Below are 19,119 nucleotides of genomic sequence, written 5' to 3' on the forward strand. Positions count from 1 at the left end.
TTCGGTGACGGGGATGCCTGTGCCCGGCTTGTTAGGCGTCTCGACCGGGGATGTGCTGCGGCTGATGCTGCCCGCGCCGGATCGCGCGTGCTCAGGCTTGCGGTCTGACCGCGAAAATCGGTGAGCGATATCTGTATCCGACGTTGCCGACAGCCGTTGCCGCATTCCAGCAGGACCAGCAGCCGGGGCCACTCGGCCCACCCGGGCGATGACCTTCTTCTCTGCCCGCGCCGCCGTCGAAGCGCGATGCTCGTTGATATCGAGGCGTCGGACGAGTTGAGGTGGCGATGTCGGACAGTGTGACAATCCCGCTGCATGGGTGGTGGAACCGCATTTTCGGCGTGTGGTGGCTGCGGCCGTGGAATTCGAATCCGCTGATGCGCAGCTCCGATCGGGTCGAGGCCGCAGTGCGGATCATCGCAGTGGTCGCGATACTGGTCGCGGTGCCGGTCGCGGGTGCCCTCGGCACCGAGGCCTACACCGCCGACGTCGCCAGGATACATACCGAACAAGCGACGAAATCGGTGGTGAACGCGGTGATTACCGACGAGCCGCAACATACCTCGGAACACGGCGTGGAAGCACGGGTGCAGTGGCAGCAGAACGAGCGCATCGACACCGCGACCGTACCGGTGCCGCGCCAGGCGCAGCCCGGTGACCGGGTCGCGGTCTGGCTCGGACCCGATGGCGCGCCGACCACCAGGCCCCGGCAGGGCGACGCGGCCCCGATTACCGGGATCGGTGTCGCTGTCGTCGTGCTCGTTGGCACCGGGTTCTCCGGCTGGTGCCTCGTGCGGGGTACACGATGGCTGTTGGACCGTCACCGGGGCACCAGATGGGACCGGGAATGGGTCTCGCGGACGATCAAAGAGGACCGGAAATGACCTCGAAGCGACAGCACATCGCAGACGAAAATGCTTCGCTCGCGGAACAACCCGATGCACCGATTCTCGCGGCCGTCGACGGCTCGGCGAATTCGTATCAGGCGGTCGCGTGGGCGGCGGCGGAGGGCGCGTTGCATCATCGCAGGCTGCACATTCTCACCTCGGTGGGGATTCAGATGGGCTACGGCCCCGGTGTACTGCTGACGGAAACCGATACCGAATGGCTGCGCAGCGAAGGCGAGCGGATCCTGACCGAGGCAACTCGCCTCGCACGGACGGCCGCACCCGGTGACGATCTCGCCATCACCACCGAGGTGACCTTCGACCTGATCATTCCAACGCTGATCGAGCGCTCCGCGCACGCGCACCTGCTGGTCGTCGGCAGCCGGGGCCGCGGCGCGCTGCAGCGCGGATTGCTCGGCTCGGTGAGCATCGCCGCTACCCATCACGCGCACTGCCCGGTCGCGGTGATCCACGGGATCGCCGCGCTCGATCCGGTCTCGGCGACCCAACCGGTTCTGGTCGGCGTCGACGGCACTGAGAACAGTGCCCCCGCCATCGAACTCGCTTTCGAGCAGGCCTCGCACCGCAAGGTGGACCTGATCGCCTTGCACGCGTGGAGCGACACCAGCGCGGTCGACCTGCCGATGGTCAACTGGGAGACCGCCCGCGGCTCGGCGGAGGCGGTGCTCGCCGAAAGCCTTGCGGGCTGGGCCGAACGCTATCCAGATGTGAAGGTGCATCGAATCGTGGTGGTCGACCGGCCCGTTCGCGCGTTGCTCGACGAGTCGGCGAACGCCCAGTTGGTCGTCGTCGGCTGCCGCGGCCGCGGCGGATTCACCAGCATGGTCGTCGGTTCCACCAGCAACGGGTTATTGCATTCGGTGGAGGTGCCGATGATCGTGGTGCGTTCGAACTGATCTCGAACACTCGGCGCGACAGTCGATCTCGATCGCCGCCCCGGCTGTCTTCGGAGGAGGGCATAGGGATGCCGGAACCCGCTCCGATCGAGCGTGCCACGGCCACGGATCTGACCGTGTTGGTTGCCGATCGGACATCGGTGCCGATGAATATCGGCGCGATCCTGGTATTCGGTGACGCGACCGCGCCGAATCCGGCGGCCATCCGCGCTCTGCTCGCCGACCGCGTTACGCGCATACCCCGGCTGAGACAAACATTGCGTCGCGCACCTTTCGGCTGTGGACGACCGATCTGGGTCGATGCGCCCGATTTCCAGGTGGACCGACAACTGGAGGAGGTGCGACGACCAGATTCGGGCGGCGATCGTGCATTGTTCGATATCGCCGCCGAATTGCTGTGTACGCCGCTACCCGATGACGGTCCCCGGTGGCGAGCGCATCTGGTGACGGTGCCCGGATGCGTTGGCTTGGTGGTGATCATGCATCACGTGCTTGCGGACGGCGTCAGCGGTTTGGCGGTATTGAGCGCGTTGGCCGACGAAAGCCCCGCGCTACCCAGTCGGGATTTTCCGCGGCCGCCGCCGCGGCGGTTGGCGTTGGCCGCGGACGCGACTCGGGAAAAGATACGGGCATTCCGCTCGCTGCCCGCCGATATCCGACGCGGGTTCGTCGGTTTGCGCGAACTCGGATTCGGTTGGGAGAGTATGCGTCCGATCGAGCGGACCTCGCTGAACCGGCCGACTTCCCGGCGACGTCGCCTGGCGTGGGTCACGGTGCCGTTGGACGATGTCGTCACCACCGCGCACCGGCACGGCGGCACGGTCAACGATGTCGTGCTAGCGGCCGTCACCGGCGCGCTGCTGCACGTCCTGCACACCCGCGGTGAGTGGCCGGATCGGCTGGTGGTGTCGGTACCGGTCTCGGGCCGCCGTGGCACCGCCGCGAACGAACTGGGCAATGACACCGGGGTCCGGCCGATCTCGGTTCCGGCGACCGGCGACGACTCGACTCGGCTCACCGAAATCATCACCGCGACAAAGGCTTCGAGCCGCACGAGCAGGCGAGCATCCTCCGCGGCCCCGCTGGGAGCGCTATTCCGGATGCTGCATCGGACGGGGCTGTTCCGACTGTTCATCGAACATCAGCGCATGGTGCACACCTTCGAAACGAATCTGCGTGGCCCGACCGTCGCCCTACACCTCGCTGGCAGCCGAGTGGAGACGATGGTGCCTTTGGTGGCGACGCCCGGAAATACCGGTGTGACCTTCGCGGTCCTGTCCTACGCGGGCACCCTCGGAGTCGCCGTGATCGCGGATCCGGTGATCGTTCCCGACCAAGACGCCCTCGCCGAGTCACTGAGTACGGCTTTCGGACGCCTCGCTCGGTGATCTGCGCTGGGGCAGCCGCCAGGGGTCTGGCGGATTGCCAGGGTCACGCCCAGACTGGAGCCATGACCGAAGGAGACGTAGCTCACACTGCCGTGGTGCCCGACCACGACACTATGGTGGCGGTTTTGCGGTTGGCGCAGCGTGCGCCGTCGGTACACAACACCCAGCCCTGGCGGTGGGTCTTCGATGGCAGCCGGTTGCACCTGCACACCGATCCTGACCGATTGCTGTCGGCCGCGGATCCACACGGCCGTCAGCGGATCATCAGCTGCGGCGCCAACCTGCACCATCTTCGCACCGGTTTTGCCGCTCACGGCTGGCATACCGACATCACCCGGCTCCCCGACCCCGACCGCCCCGACTATCTGGCGATGATCGCCTTCCGACCGTGGCCCGACCCGCCAGCCGGGATCCCTGCGCGGGCACGCGCGATGGAACAACGCCGCACCGATCGGCTGCCGATGCTGCCACCGCACGGCTGGGCCGAGGTCCTCGCCTCCGTGCGCAGACTCGTATCACCCCACGACGTCGCCCTCGACGTGCTCGACGACAGCGCACGAGCACGGTTGGCCGCGGTGTCGGAACATACCGCGGCCGCCCGCAAGGACGACCCGATGTATCAGACCGAATTGTATTGGTGGGCTGGACATCCCGACACCACGGAGGGAATTCCGCCGACCGGGTTGGTGTCGGACGCGGAGTTCGCACGGGTGGATGTCGGGCGAGTGTACCCATCCGCGCCGCATTCGATGCGCCGCGGCGAACTCACCGATCACTCCACGCTGGTGGCGTTGAGCACCGAAGGTGATTCGGTGTCACAGTGGCTGCACACCGGTGAGGCATTGTCGGTAGTGCTGCTCGAATGCACCGCCGCCGGTTTGACGACGTGCGCACTGACTCATGTCACCGAGCTACCCGCGGCTCGTCGAACTATCGCGGAGCTGGTCGACACCCGGACCACACCCCAGGTCCTGATCCGCATCGGTGCCGCGCCTGCCGAGGAGACGCCGCTGCCGTCGACGCCGAGGCGCCCGGTCGAGGAGATCTTCACGATCGACTCGCAGTGACCGCCTCTGCCGAGAGTTCGCGCTTCCTAGGCTGGTGCGGCGGGCGTCGCACGCTCTCCTGATCCTCGTCGCGATGCTGACCGAAGTCCCTACCGTTCGGGCATGCTGCATTGGATCGACACACTGATCCGGTGTGCGCATCACCGGATCACGCGTGCCAGTGGTCGCACGGTGCAGGACTTTCGGCCCTTGAGGTGCGCTGTGGGCACCCACCATCGTGGGGTGATGCGCATGGATGATCAACCGGCTACCGATCGGCCATGGCGATGACGCGGTCGGCCACGGTCGACGTGCGTCGGTGCATCCGGATCCGGGTTCATGGCGTCGTGCAGGGCGTCGGATTCCGTCCGTTCGTCTATCGGCTTGCCCACGGTCTCGGTTTGACCGGTGATGTGCGCAATGCGGGCGGCCACGTTGTCATCCGGGTCGCCGGACCGACCGGATCGGTGGCCGATTTCCTTGCCCACCTCGCGGAAACTGCCCCGACATCGGCCCGTGTCGATCGCATAGAGGCCGAGTCGATGGCGGTCGAAACCGTGCTGGGGCCTGGCTTTTCGGTGGTCGGCAGTATCGCCGACGCCCGGGTTACCCCGCAGGTGCCGCCAGATCTGGCGGTCTGTGCGGCGTGCCTGCGTGAGCTGTTCGACCCCACCGATCGCCGCTACCGGTACCCATTTCTCAACTGCACCGACTGTGGGCCGCGCGCGACCGTCATCGATGGGCTGCCCTACGACCGGGAGCGCACCGCGATGCGCGCCTTCGAGCTGTGCCCCGCTTGTTCGCGCGAGTACCACGACCCCGCCGATCGACGGTTCCACGCCGAGCCGACCAGTTGCCCGGACTGCGGACCGCGGCTGGCATGGCATGCCGACAACGAAATATTCAGCGCGGCAGGAGAGGACGCGCTGCAAGCGGCCTGTGCGGTGGTCGCCGGGGGTGGCATCGTCGCGATGAAGGGCATCGGCGGCTATCAGCTGGTGTGCGACGCCGGAGACGACGCGGTCGTGGCCCGGCTCCGCGAAACCAAGCCGCGCCCGACCAAACCGCTCGCGGTCATGGTGGCCGATATCGCCGCCGCGCGGGAACTGGGCAGTGTGGACGCCATAACGGCCGAGCTGCTCGGCTCCGCGGCCGCGCCGATCGTGCTGCTGCCCCGCCGTGCCGATGCGCAGGTGTCGGCGGCGGTCGCCCCCGGATCGGCCGAGATCGGTGTCTTTCTGCCGTACAGCCCACTGCACCAGCTGCTGCTGTCGGAACTGAAGCGGCCGCTGGTCGTCACCAGTGGTAACCGCGGTGGGGCGCCGATCATCATCGATGACGCCGCCGCAGTGGCCACGCTGGGGCCGATCGTCGACGGGATTCTCACCCACGACCGGCCCATTCGGGCCCGTTACGACGACTCGGTGGTTCGCGTCGTCGCATGCCGGGCCAGTAGCGTGCGGCGCGGCCGCGGCTATGCGCCGACCCGGATTCCTTTGCCCATACATGCCGCGGCCCCCATTCTCGCGGTGGGCGCGCAGTTGAAGCACACCAGTACCCTCGCCGTCGACGAGATGGCGATCCTCGGACCGCATACCGGCGATCTGGAGAACCCGGATGCTTACACGGCGTTCGAGCAGGCCGCGGACACGCTGTGCCTACTGCACAACGCGCGGCCGAAAGTCGTTGCGCACGATCTGCATCCGGGCTATCTGTCCACCCGGTACGCACGCCGCTGGCCGACGGAGACTCGCATCGCGGTGCAACATCATCACGCGCACGTTGCCGCCACGGCTGCGGAGCACGGCGTCACCGGTCCGTTCGTCGGTATCGCGCTGGACGGATTGGGGCTCGGTGACGACGGCACGTTCTGGGGTGGCGAAATTCTGGTGGCGGATCTTTGCGGCTACCGCAGGTTCGGCCGTTTCGGCACCGCACCGATGCCTGGGGGAGCGGCCGCGGTACGCAGGCCCGCCCGGATGGCGCTGGGATACCTTTTCGGGGCAGAGCGATTCGGTGATTACGCCGAACCGGTGGCGGCCGGTGGCCTGCTGGACCGTATGGATGCCCGGGAGGTCGCGGTCATCCGCGGCATGATCGAGCAGGAGTTGAATTGTCCACGCGCGTCGAGTGCGGGACGGTTGTTCGACGCGGTCGCGGCCCTGATGGGCATATGCGACGACAACAGCTACGAAGGCGAGGCAGCGGTCCGGCTGGAGGCTGCGGCCGTCGGCCGTACCGGGGCGGCGCCACTGCGATGGGCGCTGCACCAGCGAGATGGTTTGCTGGTGTACGACCCCACCCCGACTCTGCGCGACGTCGTGGCACTAGCCGCCGACGAGCCGGTCGGGGAGGTGGCCGCTCGATTCCATCGAACCGTGGCGACCGTGGTGGTGACCATGGCCGCTGCGGCCGCCGAGGTATCCGGCACCGATGTCGTCTGTCTGGGTGGCGGCGTCTTCCAGAACGCCCGGCTGACCACCGCGGTGCTGGAGGGTCTCGCGGCTACGGGACTGAACGGCCTGGTCGGCGAACAGATCCCGATGAACGACGGCGGTATCAGTTATGGCCAAGCGGCCATCGCGGCCGCGCGCATGAGTAGGAGCTGATCATGTGCCTGGGTGTGCCCGGCCAGATCGTCGCGGTGAGCGACGAATCAGCCTTGCGGATGGGAACGGTCGATTTCGAAGGCATCCGGCGGCCGGTGTGCCTGGCCTACGCGCCGGATGCGGATATCGGCGACTACGTGATCGTGCATGTCGGTTTCGCCATCAGCCGGGTGGACGAAAACGAAGCCGCCAAGACGCTCGCGGTGATCCGGGCCATTCCGGACGCCCTGGCCACAGAACTCGGCCCGGAAGCGGAGGCATTATGAAATACCTCGACGAATATCGTGACCCGGTACTGGCCCAGCGGCTGCTGAACGAGCTCCGGGCGAGTGCCACCCGTCCGTGGGCGATCATGGAAGTCTGTGGCGGACAGACGCACACCCTGGTCCGCCAAGGGATCGATGAACTACTGCCCGCCGGGATTCGGATGATCCACGGCCCCGGTTGTCCGGTCTGTGTCACACCGCTGGAGATGATCGACCAGGCGGTATCGATCGCAGCCCGGCCGGAGGTGATCTTCACCAGTTACGGTGACATGCTGCGGGTTCCGGGCAGCACCGGCGATCTGCTCGGTGTGAAGGCCCGCGGCGGCGACGTCCGCGTGGTCTATTCCCCATTGGATGCCGTGACCATCGCGCGGGAGAATCCCGACCGCGAGGTGGTGTTCTTCGCGGTCGGTTTCGAAACCACCGCGCCCGCCAACGCGATGGCGGTGCTACATGCCGCGACCGCCGGGATCGGCAACTTCAGCGTGCTGGTCAGCCATGTGCTGGTGCCACCTGCGATCACCGCGATCCTGGATGCTCCTGAAAACCAGGTGCAGGGTTTTCTGGCCGCCGGGCATGTCTGCGCGGTGATGGGCTGGACCGAATACGAGCCGATCGTCGCGCGGTACCGCGTGCCGATCGTGGTGACCGGATTCGAACCGCTGGATCTGCTCGAGGGCATCCTGATGGTGGTGCGACAACTGGAGGACGGTCGCGCGGAACTGGACAATCAGTATGTCCGCGCGGTGCGCCGTTCCGGCAATCCCGCTGCGCGAGAGGCGATCCGGCGGGTATTCCGGATCACCGAACGCAACTGGCGGGGGATCGGCGCCATCCCCGAGAGCGGGCTGACCCTCGCCCCCGAGTTCGCCGATCATGATGCGCAACAGCGATTCTCGGTCGATGACACGCAATCCACGGAGAATTCGGACTGCATCGCGGGCGCGATTCTGCGTGGCACCGCGCTGCCCACCGATTGCCCCGCCTACGGCATCCGATGCACGCCACGGAATCCGCTGGGGGCGCCGATGGTTTCGGCCGAAGGCACCTGCGCGGCCTTCTACAACGCCGGTCGGCAACCGCGTCCGCTGACCGTGGAGGTCGTGCGATGACCGCCGTCGATCCGGTGCGGGCCAGTTGCCCGATGCCGCGTACGGAAACCGAACGAGTGCTGCTCGGGCACGGTTCCGGTGGGCAGCTGATGGCCGAACTACTCGACGAGGTGATCGTCGCCGAACTCGGCGACGGTTCGGCACAGCAGGATGCGGCCATCGTCGAATTGGGCAGCACCAGTGCGGTTTTCAGCACCGACAGCTTCGTGGTCACGCCACGGTTCTTCCCCGGCGGTGATATCGGGGCCCTCGCCGTGCACGGCACCGTCAACGATCTCGCCATGCGTGGGGCGCGTCCGGTCGCGCTCGCCCTGGCCTACGTGCTCGAGGAAGGGCTGCCGATCGCCGAATTGCGGGCCATCACCGCCTCGGTCGCCGCGGCCGCGGCCGCCTGTGGGGTGCGGGTGGTCACCGGCGACACGAAGGTGGTCGACCGCGGTGCGGCGGACGGGATCTACCTCACCACCACCGGTATCGGTGCGCGGCTGGCGGGTGCAGATCCGTCAGCGACGCGCGGCGCGCCCGGGGATGTGGTGATCGTGTCCGGGCCGATCGGCGCACACGGCATCGCGATCCTGTGCGCCCGCGGCGGTCTCGGATTCGAGGCCGATATCCGTTCCGACAGTAGGCCGCTTCACGAATTGGTGGCGGCGATGATCGCGGCATGCGGCCCCGATATCCACGCGCTGCGCGATCCGACCCGGGGTGGTGTGGCCAGTGCGCTCAACGAACTCGCGTCCGCCTCCGCTGTGGGCATCGACATCGTCGAGGCCGATGTGCCGGTGCCCAGCGACGTCGCCGCGACCTGCGAACTGCTCGGCCTGGATCCGCTGCACGTGGCCAATGAGGGGTGTCTGGTCGCGCTCGTCGCCGCGGATGCCGTCGACAAGGCGCTGGCGGCGATGCGGTCGGTGCCCGCTGGAGCGCAGGCCAGGGTGATCGGTCGGGTCACCGACGGACCGGTCGGTCGGGTCACCGCGCGCACGCTGATCGGTGCGGGCCGCATCGTGGACATGCTGGTCGGTGAACAGTTGCCCCGCATCTGTTAGGGCATTGGCCTTCCGCTGGTGGGACCTTCGCCTCTCGCGCCTCGGCCTCCCGCGCGACGAGACTCGAAACAAGAGCACCTGTCCGTCGATCGAAGGGAGGCCCGGTGATGCCCGTCGACACCGAGGTGATCGACCGCGCGGGTCTCGACCGTCTTGTGGATGTGCTGCGCGATAACGGGTATCGAGTCATCGGCCCCCAACTGCGCGACCGCGCGATCGTGCTCGACGAACTGGATTCGGGGACACAGTTGCCCGGCGGCTGGGGAGTCGAAACCGCACCCGGCCGATATCGGGTGTATCGCCGCACCGATGCTGCCGTATTCGCGCATTCGGCCGGGCCCGGGTCGTGGAAGCAGTTCCTGCACCCGCCGCGGCGCAAGATTTGGGAGACCGGGCCGGACCTGAATCCGCGACCGGCCGAGCAGGTCCCGGTCCGCATGGCTTTTCTCGGCGTCCGCGGCTGCGACCTCGCCGCCATCTCGGTGCTCGGACGCGTGCTCGGCGGCGGCGCCCATCCCGACCCCGCGTTCGCCGGGCCGCCCGGCACTCGGGCGGCGCGGCCCGCCGACACCGCGGCGCCGGCTGTGGACACCGGCATTCGCCAGGATGCCGGGGACCTGGGGGATGACGGGGCGCAATCGGCCGTCGATGACCGGGCGCCGTTCGTCGTCGCGGTGAACTGCACGGAGCCGGGCGGCGTGTGCTTCTGCGCGTCGATGGGCACCGGTCCGGGCGTGGCGCCCGGATACGATCTCGCCCTCACCGAGCGCCTCGACGACGACGGCCATCGGTTCCTGGTCGATGTCGGCAGTGAGGTCGGCGCCCGAATTCTCGCGCAGGTCACTACTCGTCCTGCCGACGCCATGGAGGTTCGCGATGCGCGCGAGGCGGTGGCCGCGGCCGCAGGCCGCATGGGCCGCGCCATGCCGGAGACCGATATCCGCACCCTGATCCGCGATTCCCGGGAGTCGCCGCACTGGCAGGATGTCGCGAGCCGCTGCCTGACCTGCGGCAACTGCACCATGGTGTGCCCAACCTGTTTCTGCACCAGCACCGAGGACGTCACCGACCTCACCGGCGAGCACGCCGAACGCTGGGAGCGGTGGGCGTCCTGCTTCGAACTGGACTTCTCCTATCTGCACGGCGGCAGTGTTCGGCAGTCCGGTGCGGGCCGGTACCGGCAATGGCTCAGCCATAAACTGGGCACCTGGTACGACCAGTTCGGCAGTTCGGGATGCGTCGGCTGCGGGCGGTGCATCGCCTGGTGCCCGGCCGGTATCGATCTGACCGCCGAGGTCGCCCGGCTCGCCGAACTCGCCGAAGGAGTCGGCGATGACGACGGTTGACGAGTTGTCCGAGTTTGCCCATTTGGGTTCGCTGAGCCGAGCGGAACTGACCGCCCTGGCCGCTACCGGACGCGACGTGTCTTATCCGGCCGGACACCGGTTGATCGTGGAAGGCCAACCGGCGCAACAATGCTGGCTGATCCGCCGGGGACGGATCCTGCTGGACTCGCCGGTGCCGGGGCGCGGCGATATCGTCGTGCAGACCCTCGACAGCGGTGATCTACTGGGTTGGTCCTGGTTGGTCCCGCCCTACCGCTGGCACTTCGGCGCGGTGGCGGGTGAACCGGTGCATGCGATCGAGTTCGATGCGACGGCACTGACCGAATTGGCCCAAGGGGACCCGAAATTCGGGTATGCGCTGACCTTGATGCTGTTCGAAGCGTTACTCGATCGGCTGCAAGCCACCCGGGCCCGGCTACTCGATCTCTACCAGAACCCCGCCGAATCCTGCGACGACTATGCGTGCCGAATAGGCGCCGGGCGAGGTGCGCGATGACTCGAGCATTGCGCAGCGATTCGGTGCGCGACAGCAGCCGGGCGACGGGCAGGCGGGTCGAAACGGTGGCCCGCCGGATGCCGGTCGGCGAGGCGATGCTGCCGTACCGGGTCATCCACCGCATCCAGCAGACGCGGGACACCGTGACGCTGCGGCTGGAGCCGGTCGGTGTTGCGACGCAACGTTTTCAGGCCGGTCAGTTCATGATGCTGTACAGCTTCGGTGTCGGTGAGGTCGCGATCTCGGTCAGCGGCGATCCGGCCGCGGACAGCGATGTGCTCGAACACACGATCCGTGCGGTCGGGGCGGTCAGCGGGGCGTTGCACGACACCGGAATCGGCGGTGTGATCGGCGTGCGCGGCCCCTTCGGCGTCGGTTGGGATTTGGCGTCGGCGGCCGGGCACAACCTGGTCATCATCGGTGGCGGGGTCGGACTCGCACCATTGCGCCCGGTAGTACTCGGCGCGCTCGCGGCCCGCACGGACTACCGGCGCATCATTCTCGTCACCGGCGCGCGAACCCCGTCGAACATCTTGTTCGGGCGCGAGCAGAACGACTGGAAGACGGCGGGTTCGATCGAAGTCCACCAGACCGTCGACCATCCGGAACCCGGCTGGAGCGGGCGGATCGGTTTCATCACCGAGCCGCTGACACAACTGCGGCTGGAACCGGCCCGCACCACCGCGTTCCTCTGCGGACCGGAGCCGATGATGCGATTCTGTGCACAGACCTTGTTACGCAAGGGAATTGCCGCGACCGACATCAGGGTGGCGCTGGAGCGCAATATGCAGTGCGGGGTCGCGCGATGCGGTCACTGTCAACTCGGGACTCTGCTGCTCTGTCGAGACGGCCCGGTCGTCGACTACGCGGTGGCCGAACCACTACTGGCCGTCCGGGAGTTGTGATGGATACCCCGACTCTCGCGGTATGGAAATTCACCTCGTGCGACGGCTGTCAGCTGACGCTGCTGGACTGCGAGGACGAACTACTGACCCTCGCGGGCCGGATCCGCATCACCCACTTCATCGAGGCATCCAGCGCGGTCGAGCCGGGCCCCTACGACGTGTCGCTGGTGGAGGGTTCGATCACCACGCCCGACGACATGCGCCGGATCACCGAAATTCGTGCGCAATCCAGGATTCTGGTGGCAATCGGCGCATGTGCGACGCATGGTGGGATCCAGGCGCTGCGCAATTTCGCCGACATCACCGAATTCACCTCGGTGGTTTACGCCAGCCCGGAATACATTTCGACACTCGCCACCTCGACCGCGATCTCGGAGCACGTTCCGGTCGATTTCGAGCTGCGCGGCTGCCCGATCGACCGTCGCCAGCTACTCGATACCCTCGGTGCGTTCCTGGCGGGGCGTGCACCCGATATTCCGAATACCAGCGTTTGCACCGAATGCAAACGCCGCGGCACCACCTGTATATCGGTCGCCGACGGTATTCCGTGTCTGGGACCGGTCACGCAGGCCGGATGCGGCGCGCTGTGCCCGGCCTACCACCGCGGCTGCTTCGGCTGCTTCGGACCGATGGCGAAGCCCAATATCGGTGCGTTACTTCCCATTCTGCGTATCAACGGTATGGACCAGCCCGATATCGACCGTGTTTTCACCACATACGCGGCGGCGGCACCGGCCTTCGCGGACCGGAGCCGCGATGAGTCACCGCAGTAGGCAATTGAAGGTCAGTTCGCTTGCCCGGGTGGAAGGCGAAGGCGCACTGCGAGTCATCGTCGCGGACGGGGTGGTCGAGCGCGCGGAGCTGAATATCTACGAACCGCCCCGATTCTTCGAGGCATTCCTGCGCGGGCGCGGCTATACCGAGCCGCCCGATATCACCGCCCGCATCTGCGGGATCTGCCCGGTGGCCTACCAGACCAGCGCGTGCAACGCGATCGAGCAGGTCTGCGGGATCAGACTGGACGAGCCGCTGGCCGCCCTGCGGCGGCTGCTGTACTGCGGTGAGTGGATCTCCAGCCACGCCCTGCACATTCACCTGCTGCACATTCCCGATTTCCTCGGTTATCCGGACGCGATCACCCTCGCCGCCGACCACCGCGAACTCGTCGAACAGGGCCTGGCGTTGAAGAAGGCCGGGAATATGCTGCTCGAGCTCCTCGGCGGACGGTCGATCCATCCGATCAATGTCCGGGTCGGCGGCTTCTATTCGGTTCCCGACCGCTCCGATTTCGCCCGGGTAGCCGAACAACTGCGCCGTGCACAGGATTACGCCGTGCACACCGCCCGATGCGCCGCTGGTTTCGATTTCCCCGATGTCGAACTCGACCACGTACTCCTCGCTGCCACCGAACCGGACCGATACGCCATCGAACGCGGCGACGTGCACACCACCGATGGCCTCCGCTTCCCCGCAGCCGAATTCCCGGCGCACGTCATCGAGCAGCAAGTAGCGCATTCCACCGCACTGCACGCGCGGCTCGACGGCAACCAGTATTTGACCGGGCCGCTGGCGAGATACACCCTCAATTCCCGGCAGCTTTCGCCGACCGCCCGGCAGGTCGCGGCCGAGATCGGGCTGGGTGAGCAATGCCGTAACCCGTTCCGTAGCATCCTGGTTCGCGCCGTGGAGGTCGTCTACGCCGTCGACGAGGCGTTGCGGCTGATCGATGGCTACGAACGTCCGTCCCGCCCGGCCGTACCCACCGCACCCGGTGCGGGCGTCGGTCACGGTGTCAGCGAAGCGCCACGCGGATTGCTCTACCACCGATACGAGGTCGACGCCGATGGCACCGTCCGGGCCGCCACCATCATTCCGCCGACTTCCCAGAATCAGTCCGCCATCGAGGACGATCTGCGCCGCGTCGTGGCCGCCAACCTCGCCCTCGACGACGCCGCGCTCACCACACTGTGCGAGCGCACCATCCGCAATTACGACCCCTGCATCTCCTGCGCCGCCCACTTCCTCGATATCGACGTGGTGCACCGATGAACGAGCGAATCATCGCCGTGCGCACGCCGGAGCTCAGTGCCGGCGAGGTGCGTGCATGAGCGGGGTGCGTGCGGTCGTCATCGGTGTCGGCAATGAATTTCGCAGTGACGACGGCGTCGGTCCCGCTGTGGCCACCGCCGTCGAGGAACTGGAGTTGCCCGGCGTATCGGTGACCCTGTGCGACGGCGAGCCAGCCGGACTGCTGGATGTGTGGGCGGATGTAGAACTCGCGATCGTGGTCGATGCGGTGCTGTGTGAACCGAGCACTCCGGGCCGCATCTGGCGCACCACCATCGACGCCTTGCGCGGCGTCACCAGTGCCGCCAGCTCACATGCCCTCGGCGTTCCCGACGCCCTGCCATTGGGCCGAGCCCTCGGCCGAGTGCCCGGCGAACTCGTCGTCATCGCCGTTGAAGCCGCCAGCCTCGAGCTAGGCGTCGGCATGTCCGAACCGGTCGCGGCCGCGGTATCGCGGGTGGTCGAAGCCGTGCTGACGGAACTGGCTCGACTGGGAATCACGACCGGGGGTGTCGGCGGTCACCTTTAGTGCCGATCGGCCCTCGAATCGAGGGACCGGTGGCCCTGCCCAGGTGTGGCTACCCAGCAATACGGTGGGCAGCAATGTGACCACTCAGCAAGGCAGCAGCAAATGACATTGGTGAGATCCGAGAACACCACGGCCGACGTCGAACCGACTGATGCGGTGGAGCACCTCCGACAAGACTTTCCCGCCGTTTCCGCCGAGGTACTCTCGGCCGCCGTCAGCGGTGCGCAGCGGGAGCTGAACGACGTACCGGCCGGATGGCTGCCCGAACTCGCCGAACGATTGGCGTGGTGGCGGATCAGCACCGCCACAGGAGCATCCCGTTCATGGACGCCGAGCTCGACCGCCAACGGCGGTTCAAGACCGTCGGCTCGCAACGGCTCCGCGCTGCCGCGGTGAGAACTGTGAGAGGTTGATAGGCGACTTGTCGGCCCTCGCTGATGCCGCCACCTCCGGGCAGCCGCTCTTCTGGTAGGCCGTCTCCGCACCATCCGGCGAATGCACGCCGTGAAACACCGCGGCGCCGGGAATCCGGAGGGGTCAATCCGGACGGGCCGCCAGGGCGTGGTCGAGTAACAGGCGACGTTCCGCGGCGGCGACAGCCCGGCGGGTTGCGGGGGCCGCGTCAGGGGTGACGGAGACCGAGGTAATTCCCATGCGGACAAGGTGCTCGGCGAAGTCCGGGTGATTGGAGGGCGCCTGGCCGCAGAGCGACGACGTGATCCCGAGATGGCGAGCGGTGGTGATGATGCGGGCGATGGCGTCCAGTACGGCGGCGTCGGATTCGTCGAAGAGTTCGGCGCATTGTTCGGAGTCGCGGTCCACACCGAGCATGAGCTGGGTGAGATCGTTGCTGCCGATGGAGACACCATCGATGCCGAGGCCGACGTACTCGGGGAGCCAGTGCACGACGGAGGGAACCTCGGCCATGACCCACCGGTGCAGGCCACGCTGGCGGCCGAGCGGGCTCGCGTCGACGAGTTCGAGGCAGGCCTCCAGTTCCCAGCGCGTCCGGACGAACGGGATCATCAAGTGCAAGTTGGGAGTTCGTTCCCGCACGCGGGCCAGTGCGGCCAGTTCCAGTGCGAACATTTCCGGTTCGCGGATGTAGCGGTAGGCGCCGCGGTAGCCGATCATCGGATTATGTTCCACCGGTTCGTAGTTGGCGCCGCCGGTGAGGGCGCGGAATTCGTTGGTGCGGAAGTCGGTTGCACGGTAGGTGACCGGGCGCGGCTGGAATGCCGTGGTAATGCGGTGCAGCGATTCGGCCATGCGGTCGACGAAGAGGTGTTCCTCGCCGCGGGCGATGAGATCACGGGGGTGACGGCCGCCGAGCGCCTGGGTCAGCAGGGTTTCCGCGCGCAGCAGTCCCACACCGTCGACATCGCCGGCGGCGGCACGCTCGGCCGCTTCGGGGAGTGCGAGGTTGACGTAGACCCGAGTCGCGGTGGTTTCGGTCCGGCCGGCCACCACGACGGGCGCGGTGGTCGTCGGACTCGACTTCGGTTGTCCGGCACGGACTTCGCCCGCCGAACCATCCACGGTGACCGTGGTGCCGTCGACGAGCGTGGTGGTCGCGGTGCGCGCCCCGACTACACATGGAACACCGAGTTCGCGTGCCACGATCGCCGCGTGACAGGTCATTCCGCCGCTGTCGGTGACCACCGCGGCTGCGCGGGTGAGAGTGGGCAGCCAGTCCGGGTTGGTCATCGGCGCGACCAGTACCTCGCCGTCGCGCAGTGATTGCCCCTGCGCGGGCGAGGAAAGAATGCGCACAGCGCCGCTCGCGCTGCCTGGTGCCGCGGCGAGGCCGCGCACCAGCACCTTCGTCGGCACCGGCGTCGCGACGAGCCGTTCGGCCGATCCGTCGGGCAGCGTGGTGATCGGGCGGGCCTGTACCAGCCACAGATCGTCATCGTCGAAGGCCCACTCGACATCCTGTGGCTTGCCACCGTGATGCTCCTGCACGGCCAGCGCGAGGCGGGCAACGGCCAGTGCCTGTTGTTCGTCCAGCACCGGGGCATCGGCCTCGGGGCCGGTCAGTTCCATCTGGCGATCCCCGTCGGGGCCTGCCACGATCGCGAAACTCTGGTGGCCGATGCGGGTTTCGAGCAGGGTGGGGCCCGCCACATCGATCAGGTAGGTGTCGGGTTCGGTCGCGCCGGAGACGACGACCTCGCCCTGGCCGCGTGCGGCGTCGATGACCATTCGGTCCCGGCGGCCGGTCGCGGGGTCGGCGGTGAACGCCACGCCGGATCGTCGCGCGGTCACCATGCGCTGCACTACCACGGCCATGACTGGGCGTTGACGCATTCCGCGCCGCGCGCGGTAGGTCACCACCCGCGGTGTGAACAGGGAAGCCCAGCAGTCGATGACGGCCGCGAGCAGTTGCTCGTCGCCGTGCACGTTGGTACGGGAGATGTTCATGCCCGCGAACGAGGAGGTGGCACTGTCTTCGCCGACGGCGGAGGAGCGGACGGCGACCGGAACCTGCTCGCCGAGTGCGTGATACGCGGTCAGGATAGTATCGCGAGCACCGCTGTTGAGGGCGGCTTTGTGTACGAGTGCGCGCATGCGGCGGCACAATTCGGTCACCCGCGGGGTGTCAGCGCTGGCCGCGAGCGCCTCCGAGTGCAGGCGATCGAGTTCCGTGCCGTCGGGACCATTCGAGATGACCTGCTCATAGCAGGCCCGCAGGATCACGAAACCAGGTGGCACCGGCAGCTTCGCCGCCACCAGCTCGCCCAGGTTCGCACCCTTGCCGCCGGCTCGATCCGCATCGTCGAGCCGCAGCTCGTCGAATCCTGCTACGTAGTCGCCCATCTCGGCTCCCGTCACTTTCCGCGTCTCGAAATGTCTTTGCTCTCAACATCGCCCGGTCTGGCAGCGGCGGCTGCGACCGAAGGTCGCGGGCTTGGGCCCAGTGGTCCCGAGCGCGATCTCGGCGGGAGCGTCGCTGTGCGACATCAGCTCGGCTTCGACTACGAGACAACGGTGTTCGACTGTGCGGCGGACAGACCCAGCGATTGCGCGATGGACGTGGACCAGGTGCGGATGGCGGCCCAGTCGCGCAGATCGCCGTAGCGGCCGCCGCCCATCAAGCGATAGAGAATCCTTGCCTTCAGCGAGACGCCGACGTGTTCGTAGTGTCCGGAGAACGCCTGGTAGTCCCGCGGCGATATCGAGTCACGCAGCGCGGCGATCTTCTTCGGCACGATGCGGCCGATCCGGCTGCCGATGGGCCCACCGAGCGCGGGTCCGAGGCCGACGCTGAAGAGCCAGACGTTCTTGTTCCGCAATGCCTCCCGGTGCGTTCGCACGAAGGTCACGGCGGCGGGCAGGAGGTCCATATCGTGGATCGCGCTACCCAGCACGACGGTGTCGAAACGGGACAGCTCCGGTGCGTGCTCGGCGTCGGCGAGCTCCACTTCGGCGCCTTGTTCGCCCAGCTCGGCGGCGATGAACTCCGCGATATCGCGGGTCGATCCCTTTTCGGTCGCGTATACGACCGCGATGCGAGATGCGTTCGATTCCATACCCACAGCGTCGCGTAGGAGCCCGTCCGCTGGTGAGAGCCGTGATGCCTGTTCAGGGGGGACCAACGTCCCCATTCGGTACGCGCCACGCCCTGCGGGGGACGATGCTGATGCGCTCGAGCACGCTGCCCATGGTGTCGGAAGCTTCGGGTCGGTCCTGGATCGTGCGCAGCCAGGCGATATGCCCGAGCGCGATGGTGCCGCGCAACATGTCAGCGCGCCTGCGGGGTGGTGTGTGCCGGGGTCTCGGTGAGCAGGATCCGGTGTGCCTCCTGAGCAGCGGCAGCCGCTAGGTTCGCATCCGCGGTGTCGGTGGGCAACCGCTCGAGACCGTGGGCGAGTGCCGCGACCGCATCGCCGAGCGCACGGACCCGATACTCCAAGGCGGTGAGCTGATCGATGTGCGGATCCTCGCCTGGAGAGAGCGGATTCTCGCCGTGAGACAGCTGGCCCGCTGGCTCGTCCTCGATGCGGGTTCGCGTGCCACCCAGCACCCCATAGAGGTGCATCGGCAGCACCGCGAACACTCGATTCAGCTGACCGGGAGCGAACTGATCCGACATCGCGGCAGTGACGGCGCCCGCGACTGCACCGACCTCGTCCTCATCGATGCCGGCCTCTCTGGCGAACTGGGTGACGAATTCCGAAAGGCCATGGCGCACCGGCACATGGCTCGGCACCCAGCCCTCGTAGTAGACACCCCGTCGAATACAGCTAGCCGATCTCGCCGTGGCGACCAACAGGTTCGCGAATGTTACTGCGGGCCAATGGGATTCGACGTGGCTAGCGGGTGTGGTGCTACGCGGCCGGACCCCGGAGCTCTACATCGCGATCCTCGGCGCGCTCGAGGCTGGTTGCGTGGTCTCGCCGCTGTTCTCGGCCTTCGGTCCCGAACCGGTGCGGCAGCGGCTGACGATCGCGCAGGCCAATGCGGTCGTGACGTCGAAGGGACTGTACCCACTTCCTGAC

At 67.3% G+C, this 19,119-nt stretch carries 18 protein-coding genes; 15 read left to right on the top strand and 3 right to left on the bottom strand.

From position 1 onward, the window contains the following. Positions 1–287: 287 nt before the first annotated feature. The 15 genes from ACQP1T_RS20020 to ACQP1T_RS20090 all read left to right on the top strand — a co-directional run bounded on the left by ACQP1T_RS20020 (position 288) and on the right by ACQP1T_RS20090 (position 15,013). On the top strand, positions 288–884 hold the full coding sequence (locus ACQP1T_RS20020; protein WP_433754574.1) for an Rv1733c family protein: 597 nt from the start codon (positions 288–290) through the stop codon (positions 882–884). Next, the gene (locus tag ACQP1T_RS20025; protein ID WP_433754575.1) at positions 881–1,804 is read left to right on the top strand and encodes a universal stress protein; all 924 of its coding nucleotides are present in this window, start codon (positions 881–883) and stop codon (positions 1,802–1,804) included. Before ACQP1T_RS20020 ends, ACQP1T_RS20025 begins: the two co-directional genes overlap by 4 nt. Before the next feature lie 68 nt (positions 1,805–1,872). Beyond that, positions 1,873–3,192 carry a wax ester/triacylglycerol synthase domain-containing protein gene (locus tag ACQP1T_RS20030; RefSeq protein ID WP_433754576.1) on the top strand — a complete coding sequence of 440 codons (1,320 nt, stop codon included), beginning with the start codon at positions 1,873–1,875 and terminating at the stop codon, positions 3,190–3,192. Positions 3,193–3,254: 62 nt separating this feature from the next. Then, the gene (locus ACQP1T_RS20035; RefSeq protein WP_433754577.1) at positions 3,255–4,259 is read left to right on the top strand and encodes an Acg family FMN-binding oxidoreductase; all 1,005 of its coding nucleotides are present in this window, start codon (positions 3,255–3,257) and stop codon (positions 4,257–4,259) included. A 260-nt stretch (positions 4,260–4,519) separates the two neighbouring features. Next, the gene (gene hypF, locus ACQP1T_RS20040) at positions 4,520–6,847 is read left to right on the top strand and encodes a carbamoyltransferase HypF (protein ID WP_433754578.1); all 2,328 of its coding nucleotides are present in this window, start codon (positions 4,520–4,522) and stop codon (positions 6,845–6,847) included. A 2-nt stretch (positions 6,848–6,849) separates the two neighbouring features. Beyond that, entirely contained in the window at positions 6,850–7,113 is a 264-nt protein-coding gene (locus ACQP1T_RS20045) for a HypC/HybG/HupF family hydrogenase formation chaperone (protein WP_433754579.1), read from the top strand. Continuing rightward, positions 7,110–8,225: a hydrogenase formation protein HypD gene (hypD, locus tag ACQP1T_RS20050; RefSeq protein WP_433754580.1), complete on the top strand. Its 1,116-nt coding sequence runs from the start codon at positions 7,110–7,112 to the stop codon at positions 8,223–8,225. Before ACQP1T_RS20045 ends, hypD begins: the two co-directional genes overlap by 4 nt. Further along, positions 8,222–9,274, top strand: coding sequence for a hydrogenase expression/formation protein HypE (gene hypE, locus ACQP1T_RS20055; RefSeq protein WP_433754581.1), 1,053 nt, complete (start codon positions 8,222–8,224; stop codon positions 9,272–9,274). The genes hypD and hypE overlap by 4 nt, the downstream gene beginning before the upstream one ends. Before the next feature lie 107 nt (positions 9,275–9,381). Beyond that, complete coding sequence (locus tag ACQP1T_RS20060; RefSeq protein ID WP_433754582.1) at positions 9,382–10,620, top strand: 4Fe-4S dicluster domain-containing protein; 1,239 nt, start codon at positions 9,382–9,384, stop codon at positions 10,618–10,620. Continuing rightward, on the top strand, positions 10,607–11,116 hold the full coding sequence (locus ACQP1T_RS20065; protein ID WP_433754583.1) for a Crp/Fnr family transcriptional regulator: 510 nt from the start codon (positions 10,607–10,609) through the stop codon (positions 11,114–11,116). Before ACQP1T_RS20060 ends, ACQP1T_RS20065 begins: the two co-directional genes overlap by 14 nt. A gap of 77 nt (positions 11,117–11,193) precedes the next feature. After that, complete coding sequence (locus ACQP1T_RS20070) at positions 11,194–12,021, top strand: FAD/NAD(P)-binding protein (protein WP_433762271.1); 828 nt, start codon at positions 11,194–11,196, stop codon at positions 12,019–12,021. Continuing rightward, a complete protein-coding gene (locus ACQP1T_RS20075; RefSeq protein ID WP_433754584.1) occupies positions 12,021–12,794 on the top strand; it encodes an oxidoreductase in 774 nt (257 codons plus the stop codon). Before ACQP1T_RS20070 ends, ACQP1T_RS20075 begins: the two co-directional genes overlap by 1 nt. Further along, positions 12,778–14,070 carry a Ni/Fe hydrogenase subunit alpha gene (locus tag ACQP1T_RS20080; protein WP_433754585.1) on the top strand — a complete coding sequence of 431 codons (1,293 nt, stop codon included), beginning with the start codon at positions 12,778–12,780 and terminating at the stop codon, positions 14,068–14,070. The genes ACQP1T_RS20075 and ACQP1T_RS20080 overlap by 17 nt, the downstream gene beginning before the upstream one ends. 55 nt (positions 14,071–14,125) lie before the next feature. Further along, positions 14,126–14,617 (top strand): hydrogenase maturation protease, encoded by a 492-nt coding sequence (locus ACQP1T_RS20085; protein ID WP_433754586.1) that lies wholly within the window; start codon positions 14,126–14,128, stop codon positions 14,615–14,617. 102 nt (positions 14,618–14,719) lie between these two features. After that, positions 14,720–15,013 carry a hypothetical protein gene (locus tag ACQP1T_RS20090; RefSeq protein WP_433754587.1) on the top strand — a complete coding sequence of 98 codons (294 nt, stop codon included), beginning with the start codon at positions 14,720–14,722 and terminating at the stop codon, positions 15,011–15,013. 141 nt (positions 15,014–15,154) lie between these two features. Here the strand turns inward: ACQP1T_RS20090 and ppsA are convergent, their stop codons facing one another. The 3 genes from ppsA to ACQP1T_RS20105 form a co-directional block, all read right to left on the bottom strand. Next, entirely contained in the window at positions 15,155–17,437 is a 2,283-nt protein-coding gene (gene ppsA / locus ACQP1T_RS20095) for a phosphoenolpyruvate synthase (protein WP_433754588.1), read from the bottom strand. A gap of 158 nt (positions 17,438–17,595) precedes the next feature. Beyond that, positions 17,596–18,150 carry a flavodoxin domain-containing protein gene (locus ACQP1T_RS20100; RefSeq protein WP_433754589.1) on the bottom strand — a complete coding sequence of 185 codons (555 nt, stop codon included), beginning with the start codon at positions 18,148–18,150 and terminating at the stop codon, positions 17,596–17,598. Between the two features lie 212 nt (positions 18,151–18,362). Continuing rightward, positions 18,363–18,890 carry a DUF2267 domain-containing protein gene (locus ACQP1T_RS20105; RefSeq protein ID WP_433754590.1) on the bottom strand — a complete coding sequence of 176 codons (528 nt, stop codon included), beginning with the start codon at positions 18,888–18,890 and terminating at the stop codon, positions 18,363–18,365. Positions 18,891–19,119 lie beyond the last annotated feature (229 nt).

The organism is Nocardia sp. CA-135398 (assembly GCF_050955845.1).
Classification (GTDB): Bacteria; Actinomycetota; Actinomycetes; order Mycobacteriales; family Mycobacteriaceae; genus Nocardia.

Coding starts and splice junctions, on each gene's coding strand:
- ACQP1T_RS20020 (WP_433754574.1), top strand. CDS start 288: ATGTCGGACAGTGTGACAATCCCGCTGCATGGGTGGTGGAACCGCATT.
- ACQP1T_RS20025 (WP_433754575.1), top strand. CDS start 881: ATGACCTCGAAGCGACAGCACATCGCAGACGAAAATGCTTCGCTCGCG.
- ACQP1T_RS20030 (WP_433754576.1), top strand. CDS start 1,873: ATGCCGGAACCCGCTCCGATCGAGCGTGCCACGGCCACGGATCTGACC.
- ACQP1T_RS20035 (WP_433754577.1), top strand. CDS start 3,255: ATGACCGAAGGAGACGTAGCTCACACTGCCGTGGTGCCCGACCACGAC.
- hypF (WP_433754578.1), top strand. CDS start 4,520: ATGGCGATGACGCGGTCGGCCACGGTCGACGTGCGTCGGTGCATCCGG.
- ACQP1T_RS20045 (WP_433754579.1), top strand. CDS start 6,850: ATGTGCCTGGGTGTGCCCGGCCAGATCGTCGCGGTGAGCGACGAATCA.
- hypD (WP_433754580.1), top strand. CDS start 7,110: ATGAAATACCTCGACGAATATCGTGACCCGGTACTGGCCCAGCGGCTG.
- hypE (WP_433754581.1), top strand. CDS start 8,222: ATGACCGCCGTCGATCCGGTGCGGGCCAGTTGCCCGATGCCGCGTACG.
- ACQP1T_RS20060 (WP_433754582.1), top strand. CDS start 9,382: ATGCCCGTCGACACCGAGGTGATCGACCGCGCGGGTCTCGACCGTCTT.
- ACQP1T_RS20065 (WP_433754583.1), top strand. CDS start 10,607: ATGACGACGGTTGACGAGTTGTCCGAGTTTGCCCATTTGGGTTCGCTG.
- ACQP1T_RS20070 (WP_433762271.1), top strand. CDS start 11,194: ATGCCGGTCGGCGAGGCGATGCTGCCGTACCGGGTCATCCACCGCATC.
- ACQP1T_RS20075 (WP_433754584.1), top strand. CDS start 12,021: ATGGATACCCCGACTCTCGCGGTATGGAAATTCACCTCGTGCGACGGC.
- ACQP1T_RS20080 (WP_433754585.1), top strand. CDS start 12,778: ATGAGTCACCGCAGTAGGCAATTGAAGGTCAGTTCGCTTGCCCGGGTG.
- ACQP1T_RS20085 (WP_433754586.1), top strand. CDS start 14,126: ATGAGCGGGGTGCGTGCGGTCGTCATCGGTGTCGGCAATGAATTTCGC.
- ACQP1T_RS20090 (WP_433754587.1), top strand. CDS start 14,720: ATGACATTGGTGAGATCCGAGAACACCACGGCCGACGTCGAACCGACT.
- ppsA (WP_433754588.1), bottom strand. CDS start 17,437: ATGGGCGACTACGTAGCAGGATTCGACGAGCTGCGGCTCGACGATGCG.
- ACQP1T_RS20100 (WP_433754589.1), bottom strand. CDS start 18,150: ATGGAATCGAACGCATCTCGCATCGCGGTCGTATACGCGACCGAAAAG.